19 protein-coding genes and 3 tRNA genes are annotated in these 21472 nt (G+C 66.2%); 6 read left to right on the top strand and 16 right to left on the bottom strand.

Going from position 1 to position 21472, the window contains the following annotated elements:
- Nucleotides 1-15: 15 nt before the first annotated feature.
- The 5 genes from CAL18_RS13675 to moaC are packed head-to-tail and all read right to left on the bottom strand — an operon-like array spanning nucleotide 16 to nucleotide 2953.
- The gene (locus CAL18_RS13675; protein WP_094818134.1) at nucleotides 16-1221 is read right to left on the bottom strand and encodes a molybdopterin molybdotransferase MoeA; all 1206 of its coding nucleotides are present in this window, start codon (nucleotides 1219-1221) and stop codon (nucleotides 16-18) included.
- Between the two features lie 8 nt (nucleotides 1222-1229).
- Nucleotides 1230-1751 (bottom strand): molybdenum cofactor biosynthesis protein B, encoded by a 522-nt coding sequence (gene moaB / locus CAL18_RS13670; protein ID WP_026639737.1) that lies wholly within the window; start codon nucleotides 1749-1751, stop codon nucleotides 1230-1232.
- Nucleotides 1748-2236: a molybdenum cofactor biosynthesis protein MoaE gene (locus CAL18_RS13665; protein ID WP_026639736.1), complete on the bottom strand. Its 489-nt coding sequence runs from the start codon at nucleotides 2234-2236 to the stop codon at nucleotides 1748-1750. Before CAL18_RS13665 ends, moaB begins: the two co-directional genes overlap by 4 nt.
- Nucleotides 2233-2484, bottom strand: a complete 252-nt coding sequence (locus CAL18_RS13660; protein WP_026639735.1) for a MoaD/ThiS family protein — start codon at nucleotides 2482-2484, stop codon at nucleotides 2233-2235. The genes CAL18_RS13665 and CAL18_RS13660 overlap by 4 nt, the downstream gene beginning before the upstream one ends.
- Nucleotides 2465-2953: a cyclic pyranopterin monophosphate synthase MoaC gene (gene moaC, locus CAL18_RS13655; protein WP_026639734.1), complete on the bottom strand. Its 489-nt coding sequence runs from the start codon at nucleotides 2951-2953 to the stop codon at nucleotides 2465-2467. The genes CAL18_RS13660 and moaC overlap by 20 nt, the downstream gene beginning before the upstream one ends.
- Nucleotides 2954-3082: 129 nt before the next feature.
- Between moaC and CAL18_RS13650 the strand changes: the two genes are divergently transcribed.
- The gene (locus CAL18_RS13650) at nucleotides 3083-6550 is read left to right on the top strand and encodes a DUF748 domain-containing protein (RefSeq protein ID WP_094818059.1); all 3468 of its coding nucleotides are present in this window, start codon (nucleotides 3083-3085) and stop codon (nucleotides 6548-6550) included.
- Between the two features lie 36 nt (nucleotides 6551-6586).
- On the opposite strand, the gene CAL18_RS13645 is transcribed toward CAL18_RS13650, so the two are convergent.
- Nucleotides 6587-7003 (bottom strand): hypothetical protein, encoded by a 417-nt coding sequence (locus CAL18_RS13645; protein ID WP_094818058.1) that lies wholly within the window; start codon nucleotides 7001-7003, stop codon nucleotides 6587-6589.
- Between the two features lie 195 nt (nucleotides 7004-7198).
- Between CAL18_RS13645 and CAL18_RS13640 the strand changes: the two genes are divergently transcribed.
- Both CAL18_RS13640 and CAL18_RS13635 read left to right on the top strand, forming a co-directional pair.
- The gene (locus CAL18_RS13640) at nucleotides 7199-7702 is read left to right on the top strand and encodes a peroxiredoxin (protein WP_094818057.1); all 504 of its coding nucleotides are present in this window, start codon (nucleotides 7199-7201) and stop codon (nucleotides 7700-7702) included.
- 79 nt (nucleotides 7703-7781) lie between these two features.
- Nucleotides 7782-9215, top strand: coding sequence for an MFS transporter (locus tag CAL18_RS13635; protein WP_094818056.1), 1434 nt, complete (start codon nucleotides 7782-7784; stop codon nucleotides 9213-9215).
- Between the two features lie 348 nt (nucleotides 9216-9563).
- Here the strand turns inward: CAL18_RS13635 and CAL18_RS13630 are convergent, their stop codons facing one another.
- Both CAL18_RS13630 and bioB read right to left on the bottom strand, forming a co-directional pair.
- Complete coding sequence (locus CAL18_RS13630) at nucleotides 9564-10436, bottom strand: hypothetical protein (protein WP_094818055.1); 873 nt, start codon at nucleotides 10434-10436, stop codon at nucleotides 9564-9566.
- Nucleotides 10433-11398 carry a biotin synthase BioB gene (bioB, locus tag CAL18_RS13625; RefSeq protein ID WP_094818133.1) on the bottom strand — a complete coding sequence of 322 codons (966 nt, stop codon included), beginning with the start codon at nucleotides 11396-11398 and terminating at the stop codon, nucleotides 10433-10435. The genes CAL18_RS13630 and bioB overlap by 4 nt, the downstream gene beginning before the upstream one ends.
- A gap of 425 nt (nucleotides 11399-11823) precedes the next feature.
- Here bioB and CAL18_RS13620 point away from each other — a divergent pair, with 425 nt between their 5' ends.
- From CAL18_RS13620 to CAL18_RS13610, 3 genes are read left to right on the top strand one after another with little or no spacing between them, the layout of a single operon-like run.
- Nucleotides 11824-12849, top strand: a complete 1026-nt coding sequence (locus tag CAL18_RS13620) for a Bug family tripartite tricarboxylate transporter substrate binding protein (RefSeq protein WP_094818054.1) — start codon at nucleotides 11824-11826, stop codon at nucleotides 12847-12849.
- Nucleotides 12850-12856: 7 nt separating this feature from the next.
- On the top strand, nucleotides 12857-14434 hold the full coding sequence (gene betC / locus CAL18_RS13615) for a choline-sulfatase (protein WP_094818053.1): 1578 nt from the start codon (nucleotides 12857-12859) through the stop codon (nucleotides 14432-14434).
- Nucleotides 14435-14444: 10 nt separating this feature from the next.
- Entirely contained in the window at nucleotides 14445-15419 is a 975-nt protein-coding gene (locus CAL18_RS13610; protein WP_026639727.1) for a Bug family tripartite tricarboxylate transporter substrate binding protein, read from the top strand.
- 35 nt (nucleotides 15420-15454) lie between these two features.
- Here the strand turns inward: CAL18_RS13610 and CAL18_RS13605 are convergent, their stop codons facing one another.
- From CAL18_RS13605 to CAL18_RS13570, 8 genes are all read right to left on the bottom strand, one after another.
- Complete coding sequence (locus CAL18_RS13605) at nucleotides 15455-16366, bottom strand: LysR family transcriptional regulator (RefSeq protein WP_026639726.1); 912 nt, start codon at nucleotides 16364-16366, stop codon at nucleotides 15455-15457.
- A 111-nt stretch (nucleotides 16367-16477) separates the two neighbouring features.
- Nucleotides 16478-18604: a TonB-dependent receptor gene (locus tag CAL18_RS13600; RefSeq protein ID WP_038852345.1), complete on the bottom strand. Its 2127-nt coding sequence runs from the start codon at nucleotides 18602-18604 to the stop codon at nucleotides 16478-16480.
- On the bottom strand, nucleotides 18601-20220 hold the full coding sequence (locus tag CAL18_RS13595; RefSeq protein WP_038852344.1) for a PepSY-associated TM helix domain-containing protein: 1620 nt from the start codon (nucleotides 20218-20220) through the stop codon (nucleotides 18601-18603). Before CAL18_RS13595 ends, CAL18_RS13600 begins: the two co-directional genes overlap by 4 nt.
- A gap of 7 nt (nucleotides 20221-20227) precedes the next feature.
- On the bottom strand, nucleotides 20228-20542 hold the full coding sequence (locus CAL18_RS13590) for a hypothetical protein (RefSeq protein ID WP_051423762.1): 315 nt from the start codon (nucleotides 20540-20542) through the stop codon (nucleotides 20228-20230).
- The gene (locus CAL18_RS13585) at nucleotides 20532-20825 is read right to left on the bottom strand and encodes a hypothetical protein (protein WP_094818052.1); all 294 of its coding nucleotides are present in this window, start codon (nucleotides 20823-20825) and stop codon (nucleotides 20532-20534) included. Before CAL18_RS13585 ends, CAL18_RS13590 begins: the two co-directional genes overlap by 11 nt.
- Nucleotides 20826-21081: 256 nt before the next feature.
- Nucleotides 21082-21158: transfer RNA gene (locus tag CAL18_RS13580), tRNA-Asp, on the bottom strand.
- 28 nt (nucleotides 21159-21186) lie between these two features.
- Nucleotides 21187-21262: transfer RNA gene (locus tag CAL18_RS13575), tRNA-Glu, on the bottom strand.
- A gap of 35 nt (nucleotides 21263-21297) precedes the next feature.
- Nucleotides 21298-21373: transfer RNA gene (locus CAL18_RS13570), tRNA-Ala, on the bottom strand.
- Between the last annotated feature and the right edge of the window lie 99 nt (nucleotides 21374-21472).

Below are 21472 nucleotides of genomic sequence, written 5' to 3'. Positions count from 1 at the left end.
GACCTGCGCGATGCATCAACTCAGCCAGTGCGCGACGTCGTAGTACGGCACGACGTCGCCGTCGTGCACGGGCATGCCGGCGGGCAGGCGGGCCAGGCCGGTGGCCCAGGGCATGGAACTGATCACCGACGAATCCTGGTTGGGGTAGGGGACCAGTTCCGCCGCCTGCCCCGGTTCCTGGCGCCATTGCACGCGCAGGAATTCCTCGCGACTGTCCTGGCGCGGCTGATCGGTGCGCAGCGGCGCGGCGCCCACGGGCGGGAACACTTGGGCGCGCCCCTGCATGCGGCGCACCAGCGGCGACACCAGCATGGCGTACACGGCATACACCGATACCGGGTTGCCCGGCAGGCAGACCACCGGCTTGCCGTCGATGTGCGCCAGCGCCACGGGCTTGCCGGGCTTCATGCGCACTTTCCACAAGGCCAGTTTGCCGCCCAGCGATTCCAGCACGGGCTTGACCAGGTCTTTCTCGCCTACCGATACCCCGCCTATGCTCAGCAGCAGGTCGCAGTCGGCCAGGATGGTGCCGATGGCGGCGCGCAGGTCGGGCTCGTTATCGCGCGCATGCAGCACATGCACCGCATGCGCGCCGGTTTTTTGCACCAGCGCGGCCAGCATGGGCCCGTTGCAGTTGTAGATCTGCTGGGCGGCGCGCTCGGCGCCCGGCGGCACGAGCTCGTCGCCGGTCGTCAGGATGCCGATGCGCAGGCGGTCGTATACCTGCACATGGGTCAGCCCCTGCGACGCAAGCAGCGCAATGTGCGCAGCCTCGAGCAACGTGCCGCGCGCCAGCAGGGGTTTGCCGGCCGTGGTGTCCATGCCGCGCTTGCGCACGAACTGGCCTGCCGCGGGCTCTTGCAGGATCTGCACCTGCCCGTCGGCTTCGCGGGTGTTTTCCTGGATCACCACCGTGTCGGCGCCTTCGGGGATGAGGCTGCCCGTGAACAGGCGCGTGGCCTGGCCCGGCAGCGAGGGCTGCGGCATGTCGCCCGCATAGCAGCGCTGCTGCACCGGCAGGACCACGTCGGGCCGGTAATCGGCGTGGCGGATGGCGTAGCCGTCCATGGCGCTGTTGTCGGCGGGCGGCAGGTCCAGCGTGGCCGACATGTCAACGGCCAGCACGCGGCCCACGGCGTCGGCCAGCGCAACCAGTTGCAGGCGGGTGAGCGGCTTGGCGGCTTGCGCCAGCAAGGTCTGGGCGCGGTCGAAATCAAGCAGGTCGTCTTTCATGCTGATAGGGGCTTGCGAAACAGGGTCGCGAAATTGCAGGGCTGATGGGTGCTGTCGAGCTGCTCGCGCAGGATGTGCGTCCAGGCCGCCTGGCAGGCATTGTTCGAGCCGGGCAGGCAGAAAATCAGCGTCTGGTTGGCCATGCCCGCCAGCGCACCCGACTGGATCGCCGAACTGCCGATCTCGGCGTACGACACCTGGCGGAACAGGGCCTCGAAACCGCTGATCTCGCGGTCGAACAGCGGCCGCACGGCTTCCGGTACGCCGTGGTCGTGCGCGAAGCCCGTGCCGCCTGACGTGATGATGACCTGTACGTCGGGGTCGGCGATCCAGTCGCTGAGGACGCGGCGGATCTCGTACCGATTGCTCTTGACGATGTCGCGCCGCACGCATTCGTGGCCGGCCTGCGCCAGGCTTTCCGCCAGCAGGTTGCCGGACGTGTCGTCTCCGGCTGTGCGCGTGTTGCTGACGGTGAGTACGGCGCAGGCAAGCGAGACTTTCTCGGCGGGGGAGTTCATGGCGAGTCCGCAGGCGTGCCGCCGGTTTCCCAGGCGCGGGTGCGATCATGGTCGGCGTCGCGTTGCTCTACCCAGAAGCTGCGGCCGCCCGACAGCGTTTCGCGCTTCCAGAATGGGGCGCGCGTTTTCAACGCGTCGATCATGTATTCACAGCCGCGGAACGCGTCGCCCCGATGCGCGCTGGCCGCCGCCACGAACACGATCTGCGCGCTGCGCGGCAGCGCGCCCACGCGGTGGGCGATGACGGTGCCGGCCAGCTTCCAGCGCTGCTGCGCGGTGTCTGCGATGCCCTGCAGTTCGCGTTCGCACATGCCGGGGTAATGTTCGAGAAAGAGCGTTTCGGTGGCCTGCCCCGGCGCGAAATCGCGCACGTATCCGGTGAAAGTGACGATGGCGCCAGCTTCGGCGCCTACCTGTTCGCGCAACTGCGCAAGCAGGGCCGCGCCGTCGAAGTCGGCTTCCTGAACGATGATCATGGCGTTCAGCCTCCGGTGACCGGCTCGAAAACCGCCACTTCGTCGCCCGGCCGGATCGGCGACGACGGCTTGGCATGTGTCTGGTTGATGGCCAGCTTCAGGCGCGCGGCCGGGGCGAGCTGCGGGTATCGTGCCTGCAGCGCCTCGAGCAGCTCGGCGCCGGTGGAAGGCTCGGCCAGGGGCCAGACTTCATTGCGCGTGCCTACCAGTTCGGCGATCCGCGCAAAGTACAAAAGATTAATTGTGGCGCCATTCACCGCTTTTACCTCCTGCCTTGTATTCAAGGCGTATCTGTTCAATGACGATGCCCTTGTCGGCAGCCTTGCACATGTCGTAGATGGTGAGCGCGGCCACGCTGGCCGCTGTCATGGCTTCCATTTCGACGCCGGTGGTGTAGTGTGTGCGGCACGTCGCGCGCACTTCTACGGTATGCGTGTCGTCGTCGAGCGCAAAGTCGACCCCGGCGAAAGACAGCGGCAGGCTGTGACACAGCGGAATCAGTTCGGCGCAGCGCTTGGCGGCCAGCACCGCGGCCACCCGGGCGGTGTTCAGCACTTCGCCCTTGCCCTGGCCGGGCGCCGTAAGCAGCGCGTAGGCCTGCGCGTTCATGCGCACGGCGCCGCGCGCGATGGCCACGCGGTCGCTGGCGGCTTTGTCGCCGACGTCGACCATGCGGATCTGGCCGGATTCATCCAGGTGACTGAGGGCGGGAGTAGACGAAGACATGGGGGCAGCAAATGTTAAGTATTGAAAGTACGTGGCGGCTCCGGCCGCGACTGCGGGGGCTCGCACCCTATGATAGACGAGCTGTGTCGCAGGCGCGATAATCCCCTTGCCCGTACCAGGAGCTTACGCATGGCCTTCAGAATGCCCACGTGGATTTTTACGCGGCGTTTCGGAAAAATCGTTCTGGCCACTGTGGCCGTGGTGCTCGTGCTGATGGGGCTGGCCGCCTGGCAAGTGCCCAAGGTGTTGCGCAACGCCCTGACCGCCGACGTGGCGGGCCTGCTGGGCCGGCCTGTACAGGTTGGCCACATCAGTTTCAACCCGTTTACGCTTACCGTGCGGGCCCGTGATCTTGCCATCGAACAGCCCGGCGCGGCCAGCCCGTTGCTTGATGTCGAACAACTGGAAGTCAGCGCGTCCTGGATGTCGCTGTTCTGGTTCGCGCCCGTGGTCGATTCGGTGCGGGTCCAGGGGCCGCGGCTGGCCCTGGTGCGCAACGACGCCGCAAGCTTCAACTTTTCGGATATCCAGCAGAAGCTGGCCGCGGACGCGGCGGCGCGGCCCCGGCCCGATGAGCCCGACGATGGCGCCATGGCGCGCTTCTCGCTGAACAACCTGGTGCTCGAGAACGGCGCAATTACGCTGGATGACCAGGTTACCGGGCGCCAGCATCAGGTAGACGAAATCACGCTGGGCGTGCCCTTCATTTCCACTTTCGGCTATGCCACCGATATCGACGTGCAGCCGCGCGTGCATCTGCGCATCAACGGCAGCCCTTTCGATCTGTACGGCGTGGCGCGCCCGTTCGATGTGGTGCCCGCGTCTACGCTGAATGTGCAGTTCAGCGGCCTGGAGCTTGAAAAACTGGCCGACGCGTGGCCGGTGCAATTGCCGGTAAAGGTCGAGCGCGCGCTGCTCGATTCCGACCTGCAGATCGTGTTCGAGCAGCCACGCGACGCCGCGCCCAAGATCAAGGTAATGGGCGAGCTGGGCCTGCGGCAGCTCGACGTGCGCGAAACGTCCGGCGACGCCCTGCTCCATTGGAGCACCCTGAATGTGCGCCGCATCGCGCTGGACCCCATGGCCCGACAGCTTGCCGTGGGCCAGGTCGAATTGTGGTCGCCCGTGGCGCAGACACGTCGCGATGCCAGCGCGCGCGTGAACTGGCTGCAGGTCATCGAAGGCATCCAGGCGTTGGGAGCAGGCCAGCCCCCCGACGGGACGGCGCCTGCCGGGAAGCCCGCCGAGGCTGCCGGCGATACCGCATCGGCCCCCGCATCGACATCCGCGCCAGCCGCGCCCGACATGTCGCAGGCGGCGGCGCTTGCGAGCCCGGCGCCCGTGGCGGCCGCCACGCCGGACGGCTGGCAGGTAGCGGTGGACGCCATCAATATCAATGACGCCGAACTGCGCCTGCGCGATACGCCCACCCAGCTCGACTACACGCTGGCTGGCTTGGCGCTTACTGTCGAGAACGTCCAGTTCCCGCAGCCGCCCGACCAACCCATCAATCTGTGGCTCACGATGGACAACGCGTCCGATGGCGCCTGGATCCGCGCCAAGGGGCCTTTGCATCTCAGTCCGCTGGCGTTGAACCTGGATGTCCGCGCCGGCCATCTGGCGCTGGCGCCGTTTGCCGCGGCACTGCGCAGCCAGGCGCCCATTCAGCTGCTGGACGGCAGCCTGGGTCTGCAGGCGCAGGTTCGCGTGGCCGGCCAGGAAGGGGCCACCGCCGTATCGGCCACCAATGTACAGGCAGAACTGGCCGATTTGTCGCTGCGCGACGAATCGGTGAAGCCGGCGGTGAATCTGTCGCTTGCCAGTCTGAACCTGGCGGCCGAGCGCGTGGCGCTGGACGCGCAGGCCTCGCCGTTTACGCTGGCAGCCACGGGCGTGCAGGGTGCGGGCCAATTGCAGGTACAGGGCACGCTGGCCGTGCAACCCCTGGCCGTACAGGCCCAGGTGGATCTGCAGAATCTGGACGTGGCGTCACTGGCGCCCTATGTGGCGTCCAGCCTGAACGCCACGGTGCGCAGCGTGGCCGTGGGGGCGCGCGGGCAGGCGGTATACGCCGCGCCTGCGGGCGGCAACCCCATGAAAGCCAGCTGGCAGGGCGCCATAGACATCAGCGGGCTGGATCTGGCAGACCGCGTCAACCGCGACGACTTTCTCAAATGGAAACGCCTGGCGCTGGCCAACATGCATGTGTCCGTCAATGGCGACCGCTACGCGGCCAACCTGGGCGACATCACGCTTGACGACTTCTATGGCCGCGTGGTGCTCAGCGCCGAAGGGCGGCTCAATGTGATGGACCTGGTGGCAGAGCCGGGCCAGGCGGGCGGCTCCATTACGCAAGACACGCAGACGCGCGGCCGTGCGGCGCGTCAGCCCGATACGTCGGGCCAGTTGCCCGACATTACGGTCAACAGCATTACGCTGGCCAACGGGCGCATGAACTTCACCGACCGGTTCGTCAAGCCCAATTACACGGCCGAGCTGTCGCGCATCGAAGGGGGCCTGTCGGCCGTGTCTTCGCGCAACCCCAAGCCGGCCAAGGTGAAGGTCACCGGGCGCGTCTACGGCACGGCGCCGCTTTCCATCAGTGGCGCCGTGCAGCCGTTCGCCGAGTACCTGTCGCTGGACCTGAAGGCTTCGGCCAAGGGCGTGGATCTGCCTCGCTTTACCACGTATTCGTCCAAATACGTGGGGTATCCCATCAAGCGCGGCAAGTTGTCGCTGGACCTGGAATACAAGCTCAAAGGCCGCAGCCTGCAGGCGTCGAACCATGTGGTGCTCAACCAGCTGACCTTCGGCGACAAGACCGACAGCCCGGACGCCACCAAGCTGCCGGTGATGCTGGCCGTAGCCCTGCTCAAGGACAGCCGCGGCAATATCGATATCAACCTGCCCATTTCCGGCTCGCTGGACGACCCGCAGTTCTCCGTGGGCGGCATCATCGTGCGCGTGCTGGTCAACCTGGTGGTCAAGGCCGTGAGCTCGCCGTTCTCGCTGCTTGCATCGGCGTTCGGCGGGGGCGAGGAACTGTCGTATATCAACTTCGAGCCGGGCAGCGCCATACCGGGCGCCGACGCCGACGAGCGCATCGCCACCCTGGCCCAGGCTCTGAACGACCGGCCGGGCCTGAAGCTGGACATCATCGGCCGCGCCGACCCGCAAACCGATATCGAAGGCCTGCGCCAGGCATGGGTGGATCTGCAGATACGCAAGGCCAAGGCCGCCGCCACCGCAGGCCGGGGCCGGCAGCCCGACCCCGCCGGCATCACCGTTTCCGGCCCGGAGCGCGCCAAGTATCTTGAAGAGGCCTACGACGATACCGACATCGAAGACAAGCCGCGCAACTTCCTGGGCTTTTCCAAATCAGTGCCGCCCGACCAGATGGAAGCCCTGCTGCGCCAGGCCGCGCCCGTCGGCGAAGACGACCTGCGGCGCCTGGCCGACGCCCGGGCGCAGGCGGTGTACGAGAAACTGCAGGAAACCGGCCCGGCCGACCGCATTTTTGTGGTGGCGTCCAGCCTGGACGGCGCCGCGGGCGAGGGCGAAGCCGCGCCATCCCGGGTCGATTTCGCGCTGCGGTAAGCGCGGACGGCGCCCGCGCGACCGCCGCCCGGGCGGTCAACGCCCGGGTTCCGGCAGACCGTCGGTTATCTCGCCGATGGCCTGTTTCATGGCTTCATACCCCATGGCCTGTTCCTGGCGAAAGCCTGACATCACGCCCGTGCAGCCGTCGACGCCGCGCTGCCGCATGTCCAGCATCATGTGCCGGCCTTTGTCTCGGCCCTGCTCGAATACCGGGGCCAGCTGGCCCGCGCTGTAGCCGAACTCGGCCGCATAGCGCCGCAGATTGGCCAGCATGACTTCTTTGTGGCGTGCCAGGGCCTGCGGCGTGGCGCCGCAGGCCTGTGCCGCGCCGTTGGTGGCGCCGGACGTGGCGACCAGCTGGTCGAATTCGTTCTGGGCCTGAGCCCGGGCGCCGGGGCCGCCGGCCAGGCAGGCAGCCAGCGCCAGTCCGAAAATCAGTACAGTGCGCATCGCCCGATTATGGCAAGGCCGGGCTACGGCCGTGCACCCGCCGCGGTATCCAGTCGTATCCGTGTGTGCGCGGTTTTTCCAGGGCGCAACGCGGGGCCGGGGCCTTTCCCCTTCAAGCGCCGGACTGGCACTATGATGTCGGGTTAGCGGGCGACTTCCGCCTGTTTTTGCGTTGGCCTGATCCGGAGAACAAACATGACCATCAAAGTCGGCGACCGCGTGCCCGACGGCACACTGACCGAATTTTTCGACACCGAAGCGGGCGGCTGCTCGGTTGGTCCCAACAATTTCCAGGTAGCCGACCTGGTAAAAGGCAAGACCATTGCCGTGTTTGCCGTGCCGGGCGCGTTTACGCCCACGTGTTCGGCCAAGCACCTGCCGGGCTACGTCGAAAGCGCGCAGGCGCTCAAAGACAAGGGCGTCGACGAAATCTGGTGCGTCGCCGTCAATGATGCCTTCGTGATGGGCGCCTGGGGCCGCGAGCAGAACACCGCCGGCAAGGTGCGCATGTTCGCCGACGGATCGGCGCACTGGACGCGGGCGCTGGGCCTGGAGCTCGACCTCGACGCCCGCGGCATGGGCGTGCGATCGCAGCGCTACTCCGCCCTGTTGCAAGACGGCGTGGTCAAGCAGCTGAACATCGAGGCCCCTGGCAAGTTCGAAGTCAGCGACGCCGCCACGATGTTGTCGCAGATCTAGCGTATTGTTGTGTCTTCGCCGCGCGGCGCACTAAGCGCCTCGCGGCGCCGCCGCTGGGCGGCACCCCTCTGCATTCCCCATGTTGACCACCATATCTTCCTTTTCGTCGCTGTACCTGGCGACACTGCTGATGCTTATCGGCACCGGCCTGTTCAATACATACATGGGGCTGCGGCTGACCGCCGAATCGGTCAGCGAGGTATGGATCGGCGCACTGATCGCCGGCTATTACCTGGGGCTGGTATGCGGGGCCCGCATGGGCCACAAGCTGATCATCCGCGTCGGCCATATCCGCGCCTTCGTGGCGTGCGCCGCCATTTCCACCAGCATGATCCTGGCGCAGATGCTGGTCGACTACATGCCGGTGTGGCTGGTGTTTCGCCTGGTGGCGGGCATTGTCATGGTGACCGAGCTGATGGTCATCGAAAGCTGGTTGAACGAACAAACCGAAAACCACCAGCGCGGCCGGGTGTTTTCCGTATACATGGTGGTGTCCGGGCTGGGCACCGTGCTGGGGCAGCTGGCATTGACGGCATACGCCACCCTGGACCAGGGCCCCTTGACCCTGGTGGCCGCGTGCATGGTGCTGTGCCTGGTGCCCATCGCAGTGACGGCGCGTTCGCACCCCCCCACGCCGCTGCCCGCGCCGCTGGACCTGCGATTTTTCGTGCAGCGCGTGCCGCTGTCGCTGACGGTGCTGTTCGTGGCGGGCAATCTGTCCGGCGCATTCTATGGCCTGGCCCCGGTATATGCCGCCAAGTTCGGCATGACGACCTCGCAGGCCGCCATATTCGTCGCCGCCGGCGTCACGGCAGGGCTGCTGTCGCAGTGGCCCATGGGTTGGCTGTCCGACCGCATCAACCGTGCCGGGCTGATCCGCTTCAACGCGCTGTTGCTGGTGTTGCTGCCCGTGGCGATGTGGGGCTGGCTGTCGCTGCCGTTCTGGCTGCTGGTGGTCCTGTCGTGCGTATTCGGCGTACTGCAATTCACCCTGTATCCGCTGGGCGCCGCCTTCGCCAACGACCACGTCGAGTCCGAGCGGCGTGTCGGCCTGAGCGCGATTCTGCTGATGACCTACGGCGTGGGCGCATGCCTGGGTCCCATGGTGGCCGGCCTGCTGATGTCCTGGGCGGGGCCCAGCATGTATTACGTATTCGTGTCTGTGTGTGCGTTGATACTGGTGTGGCAAGTGCGCCCTGCGCGCGTTACCGGCGTGCACCAGGTGGACGAGGCGCCCGTGCACTTTGTGCCGCTGCCCGACAACCTGCAAAGCTCGCCGGCCGTCGCGGCGCTCGATCCGCGCGTCGATCCGGATGTGGACGTCACCATGGAAATGGCGACGCCCGAACCCGGGGTCGTGCAGGCGCCGGCGCCGGCGCCCTTTGCCGTGGACGGCCGCGATGGCGATCACTCGGATGCGGCGGACGCCGGGCCGGGCCCGGATCCCGCCGACGCAGCGCCGGGCGATGAGCCCGACCTGACGCCGCCCGCCCCGCGGCCTGCCGGCGCCTGACGTGGGCCCATCCCCGCGCCGCTGCGTCGGCCGCGGTTCGAAGCATATCGGGCAGGTGTCTGACACCCTTCGGGAGTCAGACACCTGCAACACCCACCAGCACAGCCCCGGTGTCTGACTCCCGCCACAGCCCAAGTCCGGTGTCTGACTCCCGAAGGGTGTCAGACACCCACCACAGCCCAAGCCCGGTTTCTGACTGCCGAAAGATGGCAAAACACTCGCACCAGCACAGCCCCGGTGTCTGACTCCCGAAGGGTGTCAGACACCCTCCCACAGTTCCCGCAGTCGCAGCGCGCGCCGACGGGCAGCGTGGGCCTTGCCTAACAATTCCGCCTGGGCGCCTGCGCCTCACGGCATCATCAGCATGATGGCCGCCGCCGCCAGCGCCAGCCCCAGCATATTCAGCCGGCTCAAGGGTTCGCGAAACGCCAGCGCGCCCACTACGGTGCCCAGCGCAATCACCCCCATGTTCATGGCCGAGAACACCAGCGCGGGATGATGGGGCAGTTCCTGGTGCGCGCGGATGTAGGTGACGATATTGCCGAAGTTCGCCGCGCCCAGCGCCACGCCGGCGAGCAGGTGGCGCGGCTGCCAGGCGATACGGCGCAGCAGCAGGTAGCCCGTCATGCAGCATCCGGCCAGCAGGAAAGCAATCAGCAGGGCGCCGGAAAAAGCCGCGCCGGCGCGCGCCATCTGCTTGAACAGGATATCGACCGTGCCGTAGGCCAGCCACACGCCCAGCGGCCACACCCACGCGCCAGCCTGCGCCGGCGCGTCGGCTTGCGAGCCGGCCGCACGCCGGCGCAGCACGCAGAACAAGGCCGTGAAAGCCAGGGCGATGGCCGCCGCCTTGCGCGCGGTGACCGATTCGCCAAACAGCAGAAAGGCCGCGAGCAACGGCAAGAACAGCGACAGCCGTTGCGCCGCGTCGCTGCGCACGATGCCCGCGTAGCGTACCGATTGGGCCATTGCCATGAATCCGCAGGGCAGCAGCACGCCCAGGGCCAGCAGCAGCAACCATGAAGCGCCGGCCGATTCCAGCTGCGCCCCGGTCGGACGCAAGACCAGCCAGCTCAGCGCCGCGGTCACCGCGTAGTTGGCGGCGATAGCTTGCCGCACATCGATGGCGTACCGGCGCGCCAGCTTCAAGAGCACCGCCACGGTGACACTGAACGACACGCTGGCCAGCAAGAACAGCAATCCGGGCGCGAGGGGACTCATGTGCGTTCCCCGGTAGCCGCGGCCGGCGTGCCGCCATCGGGCGCCATGCCGAGCCGCTCGAGCAGGCGCTGATCGGCCTGGACCTGAGGATTGCCTGTGGTCAGGAGCTGTTCGCCATAGAACAGCGAGTTCGCCCCGGCCAGGAAACACAACGCCTGCAGCGCTTCGCTCATCGATTCGCGGCCGGCGGAAAGCCGCACGCGCGCACGCGGCATGGTGATGCGCGCGACGGCAATCGTCCGCACGAACTCGAACGGGTCCAGCGTCGGCGTGCCTTCCAATGGCGTGCCTGCCACTTGCACCAGGTTATTGATGGGCACCGACTCCGGATAGGGATCCAGGCTGGCCAGTTGCGCAATCAGCCCGGCGCGTTCGACGCGCGACTCTCCCATGCCCACGATGCCGCCACAGCAGACTTTCAGGCCGGCGCCGCGCACGTGCTCCAGAGTGTCCAGCCGGTCTTGATATGTGCGGGTAGAGATGATGCTGCCGTAGAACTCTGGCGAGGTGTCCAGGTTGTGGTTGTAGTAGTCCAGCCCGGCCTGCCTGAGCTGTTCGGCCTGGCCTTTTTGCAGCATCCCCAGGGTCACGCATGTTTCCAGCCCCAGCGCCTTCACGGCGCGCACCATTTCCGCAACCTCTTCCAGATGGTGAGGCTTGGGGCTGCGCCACGCCGCACCCATGCAGAACCGTTGCGCACCGACGGCCTGCGCAGCGCGCGCGGCCCGCACGACTTCGTCGCGCGGCATCAGTTTGCCTGCGGCCACGCCCGTGTCGAAATGGGCCGACTGCGGGCAGTAGGCGCAGTCTTCCGGACACCCCCCGGTTTTGATCGACAGCAGGCTGGACAGCTGGATGGCGTTGGCGTCGAAATGTTCGCGGTGCACCTGCTGGGCGCGAAACAACAGATCGGCGAAGGGCAGTTCATACAGCGCCAGAACCTGCTCGGGCGCCCAACGCATGGGCAGGCGGGCAGCGGGCCGTCCGATTGCGGACGCGTCAAAAGTCGATATGTGCATGGCATTTCTCCGGTGGCCCCTCGCGGCGGATAGCAAAGCGGGTCAGAAGCGGCGGATCGTAAGAAGCTGCGGCAGCTGAAGGCAATATCGAACAATGGCGTCGTTTTGGCTGTTGTTATGCGGAAATAGCGCTTTTTAGGGGATTTTGCGCATGCCGCGCTGCCAACCGGTTGTTATCTTGCCGGGCGGAGAACGTCGTCTTTTTTGTATCCAATTGAAACCAGCGGGCTAGGGCATGGCGCCTCGCCACCGGAGCCATCATTTTTTCTGATCGCTGGGCTCAGCCTTTCCTATTACCGACGCCCAGGCGTACGCGCTTACGATGCATTGCGGCACCTTGCACAACGAGAACAATGAGGGAGACGAGGATGACAAACGGCATTGACGATGCAGCATCCAGGGCGCGCCATGGCCTGCGCGATGGCGGGCGGCGGACGTGGCTGCGGGGCGCCTCGCTGCTGGCCATGCTGCCGCTGGCCGGCGCGGCGCGGGCAAGCGCGTATCCGCAACGGCAATTGAGCATGGTGGTTCCCTTCGTGCCCGGCGGCCCGGTCGACATTGCGGGCCGCGCCCTCAGCGAGCCGCTTGCGCGTCATTTGGGGCAGACCGTCATCGTGATGAACAAGGCCGGGGCTGGGGGGAATATCGGCGCGGAAGAGGTGGCGCGCAGCCAGCCGGACGGGTACACGCTGCTGCTGGCGTTGGACTCCATTCTGACGGTCAACCCGTTTTTTTATCGCCAGCGACCCGGCCAGCGCGCGCCCGCGCTATCGCCCATAGGCATGGTGGGCGAGCTGTCCAGCGTGCTGGTGGTCAGTGCCCGGTCGCCGATCAAGACGGCGGCCGACTTCCTGGACTATGGCCGCCGGCACGAACTGACCGCCGGCTCGGGCGGCAACGCCACGGCGGGTCACCTGTACGCCGAGCAGCTCAAGCGCGATTTCGGAGTAAAGCTCACACACGTCCCGTACAAGGGCTTGAGCCCGGCTGTGCAGGATCTGCTCGCAGGCAATATCGACTGCATCGTCGCCCTGATCCCTGGCGTGTTGCCGCACATCCGTGCGGGCTCATTGCGGGCGCTGGGACTGACGTCCACGCGTCCGCAGGCATTGTTGCCCGATCTGCAGCCCCTGTCGGAGCAGGGGCTGGCCGGATTCTCCGGCGCATCGTGGCTGGCCGTGATGGCGCCCGAAAAAATCGCCCCGGCGGTAGCGGACCAGCTGTCGGCCAACCTGTCGACGGCATTGCGCGAGCCCGGCGTCGTCGAACGGCTTCAATCCGTAGGTATCGACCCGTACTACGCGGACGCCGACCAGGTGCGCGCGCGCATCGCTCGCGAAGCCGCGCAATGGTCGACCTTGCTGGGCGCCATGCAACCTTCTTCACCGACTTGAGAGCCCGATGTCCTCGATTACCCGTCCGAATTTCCTGTTTCTCATGGCCGACCAGCTGACGGCATTTGCGTTGCGCATGTATGGCAACGGGGTATGCCGCACGCCGAACCTGGACCGCCTGGCTGCGCGGTCGACGCGCTTTGCCAATACCTACTGCAATTTTCCGTTGTGCGCGCCGTCGCGTGTGGCGATGCTGACGGGCCGCCTGCCAAGCTCGGTAGGGGTGTACGACAACGCGTCGGAGTTTTCTGCCGAGGTGCCGACATTCCTGCATCATCTGGCATTGGCCGGATACTCGACCATTCTGTCGGGCAAGATGCATTTCGTGGGGCCCGACCAGCATCACGGTTTCCAGGAACGGCTGACCACAGACATATACCCGTCGGATTTCGGCTGGACGCCCGACTGGCGCGAAGAAATTCCCATCGCCCCCACGGGCATGAACATGCGCAGTGTGATCGAGGCAGGTGAATGCCGGCGCAGCATGCAGATCGACTACGACGACGACGTCGTCAATCGCGGCGTGCAGAAGATCTATGACCTGGGTCGCCTGCATCGCGACCGGCCGTTCTTCCTGGCCGTGTCCATGACGCATCCCCACAACCCGTACGTTTCCACGCGCGAATTCCTGGACCTGTACCTGCCAGCGGACATCGACATGCCCGCCGTCGCGCCCATCCCTTTTGACCGGCAGGACCCCCACAGCCAGCGCCTGTGGTACATGTTCCGCCAGGACGAATACCCGGTGAGCGACGAGCATGTGCACGCGGCGCGCCATGCCTATTACGCGATGGTCAGCTACGTCGATGCGCAGGTTGGCAGGCTGCTGGATGCCTTGCACGCCATGGACCTGGACGACTCCACTGTCGTGGTGTTCACATCCGACCATGGCGACATGCTGGGCGAACGCGGCCTCTGGTACAAGTGGGTGCATTTCGACCCCGCCGTGCGCATCCCGTTGCTGATTTCGGCGCCCGGGCGAGACCAGCCGGCCGTGCGCCACGACCTGGTCTCGCTGGTCGATATATTCCCCACCATCCTGGCCCTGGCAGGCGTGCAAGTCCCCGATGACGCGGTCCATTCCCTGGACGGCCGGTCTCTCGCAGACGGCCTGGGATCGTCGCAGTCGGATCCGGCCGGCCTGGTGTATGGCGAGATGAACGGCGAAGGCGCACACGCGCCCTGCCTGATGGTGCGCGAGGGGTGGTGGAAGCTGATCGTGGCCGAGGCGGACCCCCCGCAGCTGTATCACTTGCAGCAGGATCCGCACGAGCTGCACAACCTGGCCGGCACGCCCGACGTGCGCGAGATCGAACAGCGCCTGCACGAGCTGGCGCAGCGCAAATGGGACGCGGCGCGCCTTCATCAGCAGATCCTCCAGAGCCAGGCGCGCCGCCGGCTGATACAGCAGAGCCGGCTGCAGGGTGATTTTCCGGCGTGGGACTTCCAGCCGTTCACCGATGCAACGCGCCAGTATGTGCGGGCGGGCGCGCAGTCCAGCCCTTCCGTGGTCAAGGGCAAGTTGCGGTACCCGCCCGTGGAGCCCGTACCCGCACAGCATCCGCGCAGCGCGCGCACGGAATAAGGAGAACACCATGAAGCGACGCACTTTGCTGCAGGGCGCGTTGGCCGGCGCCGCCTGTATGGGCCTGGGCATGCCGGCGCGCGCCGCGCAGTTTCCCGACCGGCCGCTGCAATGGATTGTGCCGTATCCGCCCGGAGGCGCCACCGATTCCGTGGCGCGCGCGATAGCCGGGCCGATGAGCGGACGCCTGGGCCAACCCGTGGTGATCGTCAACCGGCCCGGGGGCGCTACCAACATCGGCACCGAGGCCGCGATCAAGGCAGCGCCGGATGGCCATACGTTACTGCTTGCCGTGCCGCCGCTGGTGGTCAACCCTGCGTTGTATCCGGAACTCAGCTACCAGCCTTTGCGCGATATGCAGGCCGTGGCCCTGATTGCGCTGAACCCCAACGTGCTGGTCGTACCTGCAGAATCGCCCTATCGCACGCCGCAGCAATTGTTCGAAGCGGCGCAGACGCGTCCCGACACCATCACCATTGCCTCGCCCGGCATCGGCACGGTGCCTCACCTGGTCAGCCTGTTGATCGGCCAGGAAATGAACTTGCGCGTGGTGCCGGTGCCATACAAGGGCAGCGCCGCGCTCATGCCCGACCTGGTCAGCGGCCGCGTCGATGCGGCCATGGACAATCTCTATGCGCAAGTGGCGTCGGTGCGCGCCGGCAGGGTGCGCGCGTTGGCGACGCTGGGCGAGCATCGGTCGCCGTTGCTGCCCGATGTGCCCAGCATGACCGAGCTGGGCTTGAGCAAGCTTGCCGGCATGGGATGGATAGGGGTGGTGGCCCACAGCGGCGTCGAACCTTCGCGCATTGCCACGCTGGAGGCGGCCATCCTGGACGCCGCGCGCGATGCCGAGGTCGCCAGTCGCCTGGAAGCCATGGGCCTGATGGTGGTCGCGCAGGGCCGCGAGCCGTTCCAGCGGCGCCTGGTGGCCGAGGCCGAACTCTGGCAGGGCACGGTCCGTCGCGCGGGGGTGACGCTGGCGTAGCGCCCCGCAAGGGTTTGACTTGCCGTGCCGGCGCGTCAGGGGCGTGCCGGTTCCGCCGCCGCATCCGGGCGGCCCGCGCAGATCTCGTGCATCAATACCCGTACTTGCGCGACATCCGCGTGCGGCTCGTGCGAGCGGCGGATGGCCGTGACCAGTTCGCGGTGGAAAGCCGGATTGCAGAGCGGGGCCGCCGACACCAAGCCCTGTTCCATCTCCGGCTGATACACCATCGGCGCCAGCAGCGTGTAGCCTACGCCCTGCGATACCAGGTGCTTGATTTCGGCGATCGAATCCAGCGTGGCATGCTGCTGCAATTCGACGCCCGCGTCGCGGGCATGCGCGTGAATCAGGCGGGTCAGGCCATGCCTGGCGCTGGGCAGTATCAGGGAATACCGCGCCAGGTCGCGAAACGCTATGGGGCGTTGCGGATCCAGCGCGCCGGGCGGGCCGACCAGATCGATCGTATCCACGGCCAATGTCATGGTGTCCAGCTGGCGCAAGGGCTGGATGGCAAACAGCACGCTGATGTCGAGCCGGCCGGATTTCAGCCATTCGAGCAAATGTCCCGACATGCCCTCTACCAGCTCGACGCCGAACGTACATTCTTGCCGCGCGCGTTCAATGAGCTGCCCGGCGAAGGTGCGCGTCATGCCATTGGGTATGCCGATTCTTACGGTACGCCCCGGCTGCGCAGCCCGCGCGTGGCGGCGCTTGAGGTCTTCCACCGCTTTGAGAATGGCAGTCGCATCGCGCAGAACAGCCTCGCCGCTGGGCGTAAGGCGTACGCCGCGCGGCGACCGTTCCAGCAGTTGCGTACCCAGCTCGTCTTCCAGGGCCTTGATCTGGGCGGTAAGGGCGGGTTGCACGATGTGCAGGGCCGCCGCCGCCCGGGTGATGCTGCGGCGGTGGGCCGTTTCGACAAAGTAGCGAAGTTGGCGTAGTTCCATGGAGGACGGGCCGGCGGGCGCAAGGCGGGAGCCTGCATCGTAGCAAGTCGCGCCCGGCGGGCCCATCAGGTGTATTGCCCATGCGCGGCGATATCCGGCCCGGGCCCCGCGTCAGAACGAGATCTTTGCGCCCAGGCGCAGCGTGCGCGGCGGCGACAGCAGGGCGAAGCCGTCGGCGAAGGTGCCTTGCCAGTAGTCGCGGTCGAACAGGTTGTCCACGTTGGCGTAGAACGTCACGGGCGTGCTGGCGATCCGGGTGGCGTACTTGGCCCCCACGTCCACACGCGTCCATGACGGCATGCGCACATTGTTGGTCGAGTCCAGCCATTGCGGGCCGGTGTAGATGACCCGGCCGTTCAGGCTGAGGCCCTGCACGGGAGTCGCCCATTCCAGCCCCAGGTTGGCCAGCCAGTTGGGCGACCCGTACACCTCGTTGCCCTTCTTGCCGCCGTCCAGATCGGACCGTTGTTCGGAACGCAGGTAAGACACGCCGCCCAGCACGGTCAGCGTGCGAGTCAGCCGGCCGTTGAACATCCACTCCAGGCCCTGGTTGCGTTGTTTGCCCATGGCGAGCCGGTCGCCGGCGTCTTCATAGATTGCGCCGACAAAGTTCTTTTCGACCTGGAAGGCGCTGAAGGTATGCGTGATATCGCCACGGCGCAGCTTGATGCCGAATTCCGCCTGTGTCGATCGGGTGGGCTTGAACGTTTCTCCTTCGTTCAAATATCCGAAGCCCACCGTCTCGCCGGGCTGCAGGCCCTCGGCGTAATTGGCGTAGAACATCGTGTCTTCGCCCCATGGCTTGACCACGATGGCCGCCATGGGCGCCACGCGCGACTCGTCGTAATCCGTGTCGCGCGATTGTCGTACCCGCTGGTAGCGCGCGCCCAGGGTCAACAGCACTTTGTCATTGCCAAAGCCCAGTGTGTCGGCCAGCGCCAGCGAACTCACCAGGTTGTCGTAGCCAGCACCGTCCTTGTGATCCGGGCTGTCGGGAAAGTCCGGCTGGATGGGGTCGTAGATGTTCTGCGGGTATCCTGCATTGGGGCGGTTATAGATATCCTGCTCGTAGCTCCCGAGGTTGCCCGCCAACGTCACAGCATGTGAAATGCCGCCGGTGTTGAAGTTGCCGCGCAGGCCGATTTCGCCCACGCGCGCCTGTTCGATGCTGTCGACGTTGTACACGTATCCGAGCGCCGATCCGTCTTCCCCGGTTACCACCGTGCGGGTGCCGAACATCAGGCCGCGGCCGCGCGAGTTCGACCCGCCGAATGCGGCATATGCCGAGATCGCATCGGTGATGTCGACTTCGCCGCGCAGGGCGAAGCCATGATCGCGTTGCACGCCGCTGGTGCCAAGGAACAGGTTGGACGAGTTATTCGGGGGCGTCACCAGCTTGCCCAGCCGGCTCATCTGGTACATGGCGGGGCTGCCGTTGTGGATATCGTCGCGGCTGCTGTAGGCGTCGACGGACAGGCGCCAGCGCTCGCCGGCGTAGTCCAGACCCAACGCGCCCAGCTCGCGGCCTTTGCGCTGTCCCGACACGCCGGTCTCGCCATTGCCGTATACGGCGTTGAACCGTATGCCCAGGCGCTGCTCGTCGCCGAAGCGGCGCCCGATGTCGACATGCGCCTGGCCGTATCCCTTGGTGATATACGACGTCGTGAGCTCGGTGATGGGCTCGCGGCCCGCCCGCTTGGGCACCAGGTTGATCGTCCCGCCCAGGCTGGACGTCGGCGGCAGGCCGTTCAGCGTTGTGCTCGGGCCGCGCAGCACTTCCACGCGCTCGATGAATTCCACCGGCACGTGTGCGAACGGCATGACGCCGAACAGGCCGTTAAAGCCCATGTCGGCGCCGTCCACGTTCATGCCGCGAATGGTGAAATGCTCGTACATGTGTCCGTTGTTGGTCGTGGTGCGCACCGATGGGTCGCTCAGGAGCACATCGCCCACGGTCCGCGCCTGCTGTTCCTGGATCAGCTGGGACGTATACGACGTGGTGCTGAAAGGCGTATCCATCGTGCTCCGGTTGCCCAGGATGCCCAGCCTGGATCCCGCGGCCACCTGGCCGCCGGGGGCGGGGGCGGGCAGGGCTTCCGGGTCGGCCTGGCCCTGCACGGTGATAGGCGACAGCACGGCCGGCGAGGACTGGGCGCTTGCGATGATGGGCAAGGACATTGCCGCGCACAGCCATAGTGAAGACGGCGCGCGGCGCACGAGCACAGCTTTTGTTTTCATATTTCGCAGGTCGAAGGTAGTGACGGTTCGGCGGCAGGGGCGGGAAAAATGCGCGCCCCTTGCCGGTATCGCGCGCGGGCGCGCACCGCCAGCCAGCCCAGCAGGCCGGCTGCGATGGTGAAGAAGGCGTCCACGAATGCCAGCGCCGGCACGTATGCCGTTGGCGGCTGGGCGAAGATGAACCACAGGGCGTTGGAGGCCGGCACCAGCGCGCTCAGGGCCGCTGCGCCCCATAGCAGGCCGGCAGAAGCCCGCGCCGCGCCCTGGCGGAAGGCCAGCACAAGATACAGGCAGAAGACGGCGTAGTAGGCATAGCGTGCCGCCATGGCCTGGCCATCGGCCGCAAGCGCCAGCCAGCGCCCGGCCGACAGGCTGGCCGAAAGCCCGGCCACGCATCCCAGGCAGGCGCCCACCGTAAGCGAAGCCAGCCAGCGGACATGGCGGGGCTGTACGGCGGGGGGCTGGCCCGGGCGGCGCTTTTTCAGCCGGGCCTCGATCCACAGCAGATTGCCGGAATAGAACACCAGCGCTCCCAGCATGCCGAGCACCACATACAGGATGCGCACGGGCAGGCCGCCAAAGTTGCCGAAGTGCAGCGCAAAGAAGCTGCTCAAGGTTGCGGCCGTAGCGGTCTGCCGGCCCGGCAGATAGGTCGTGGCCCCCAGTTCGCCGGTGTATTGGTCGATGAGCGCGTAGCCCGCGCGGCCATCGCGCAGAAAGTACCGGTCGTCGGTGCCGGCAACGCGCACCCCGGCCTCTTTCACGCCCGCGTCGCCGATGCGATACATCAGGGCGTGGGGGCGGAAGCCCGGCGCCTCTTGCCGCAGGCGGGCAAGCAGCTCGGAGGGAGGCAGGGCTTGCCGGGCCTCCGAGGGGCCATCCGGCGGCGCGGCGAGATCGGCGGCATAGGGGTCCTGGCCTGGCGGATAGATCAGGTGCGACTGGGCCGAGTAGATCCATCCATGCAAGCCGAACACCGCGGCAGTCAGCGCCATCACCAGGTGAAACGGCAGGCTGGTGATTCCCAGCATGTTGTGCGCATCCAGCCACATGCGCTTCACGTTGTGAGAAATGCGCAGCAGAAAAAGGTCTTTGACCAGCGATGGCAGCAGCGCCACCACGCCCGATATCAATGCCACGGCATAGAGCAGGCTAATGATGCCTATCACGGGTTCAGCGGTGTGAGGGTCAGTGGGCAGACCGCCCGTGCGGTGCAGGTCGTCGACGAAATCCCCGACGGTGGGGCCGCTGCGCAGGTCGGCGCCTGCCGCCACCGCGTCGATGTGCCGAAGCTTGCCCTCGCCATCCAGATAAGCCAGGCGGTGTTCGCCCTGCGCCGTGTAATAGATTCGCGCGGCCGGATCGGCGGCATGGGGCAGGGCCAAGACCACTTGCCCTGCGCCGGGCGCCTGCCGGTCGAATGCCGCTGCCAGCGCGTCGATATCGGCGCGGCCCGCCGGCAACGACTGCCCGGCCTGCGTCCACATGGCGATCTCGGGCTTGAATATCGCCAGCGCGCCTGCGTAGAACGCGATAAACAACACAATGCTGGACAGAATGCCTGTCCAGGTATGCACGATCTTGAACTTGCGGACGATTTCTGCGCTGACTGCCATGTCCGCCTTATCCGATGATGCCGTAGAAAATCACTGCCGCGACCGCGCTGGCGATCAGCAAGCCCAGCCAGCAACGCACGCGGGTGCGCGCCAGAAACGCAAGCGAGATGACGGCAACCCACACCGGCACGACGCTCCACATGGCAACCTGATATTGCGCAGGGTCTTGCCCATCGCCCAGCAGGGCGTTCAGGCATCCGCTGACCAGAACCGCCAAGGGAAACCCCAGCACGGCGCCCACCAGTCCGTGATGCAGCAGCATCATGCCGGATGCCGCCGCCGGCTTGCGCGGCGCGCGGGCGCGAGACGCCTCAAGACTCATGGCGATTCCGCGCAGATGGACGACGCGAACGATTGCGATAGCCCAGCAATGCCGACACCACCGCAATTCCGGCCATCAGGTACAGCGCTGCCACCGATATTGCCACGGCAAGCGACAGATCGCGGCACAGTGCGGCGATGGCGCACACGACCAGCAGCGCCGTCAACGGCCATCCTATGGCGGCGGGGATGCGCGGCGCAGCCCTTTCAGTTGACAGATTGGCGAGTACGCAGGCCAGCGCAAGCGCCGGCAGGCTGACCGGGCCCAGCAAATTAAAAAACATAATCGATATGAGAACCAATCTTATTAAAAATTTGGCAGGACTCTATCGGTTGCTGGTGCGCGAGTCAATGCATTGATGCCGAAAGTGCCGCATGGTGAACAGCCGTGAACAGCCGGCAAGGGGCTTGCGTGCTGGGCGCGCCTGTATGGGGCGCGCAGGACGTGCTCTGGGCAGATGGCCTGATTCCGAGAACCGGAACGGAAGACGAAAAACAAAAAGGGCTAGCGAGATCGCTAACCCTTTTTGCTGAATTCTTTGGCGGAGCGGACGGGACTCGAACCCGCGACCCCCGGCGTGACAGGCCGGTATTCTAACCAACTGAACTACCGCTCCGCAGCGGTTTACTACTAGCCAGAAATTCTGGCGTCCCCTAGGGGATTCGAACCCCTGTACTCACCGTGAAAGGGTGATGTCCTAGGCCTCTAGACGAAGGGGACTTGGACTTACTGCGTTACTGCTACTTCGCCTCGACTGGTGGAGGTAAGCGGGATCGAACCGCTGACCTCTTGCATGCCATGCAAGCGCTCTCCCAGCTGAGCTATACCCCCGTATCCCTGAACACTACCTGCAAACCCCGGTGTTTTCGCACCGTTTCTTGCCGGTTTTGTTTAGTGCCGTTGGCGAAGAAACGAGATTATGCACGAGTT

It is taken from the genome of Bordetella genomosp. 7 (assembly GCF_002261415.1).
GTDB lineage: Bacteria > Pseudomonadota > Gammaproteobacteria > Burkholderiales > Burkholderiaceae_B > Bordetella_A.
The sequence above is the reverse complement of the archived record's forward strand: the minus strand, read 5'-3'. Positions and strand labels throughout refer to the sequence as shown.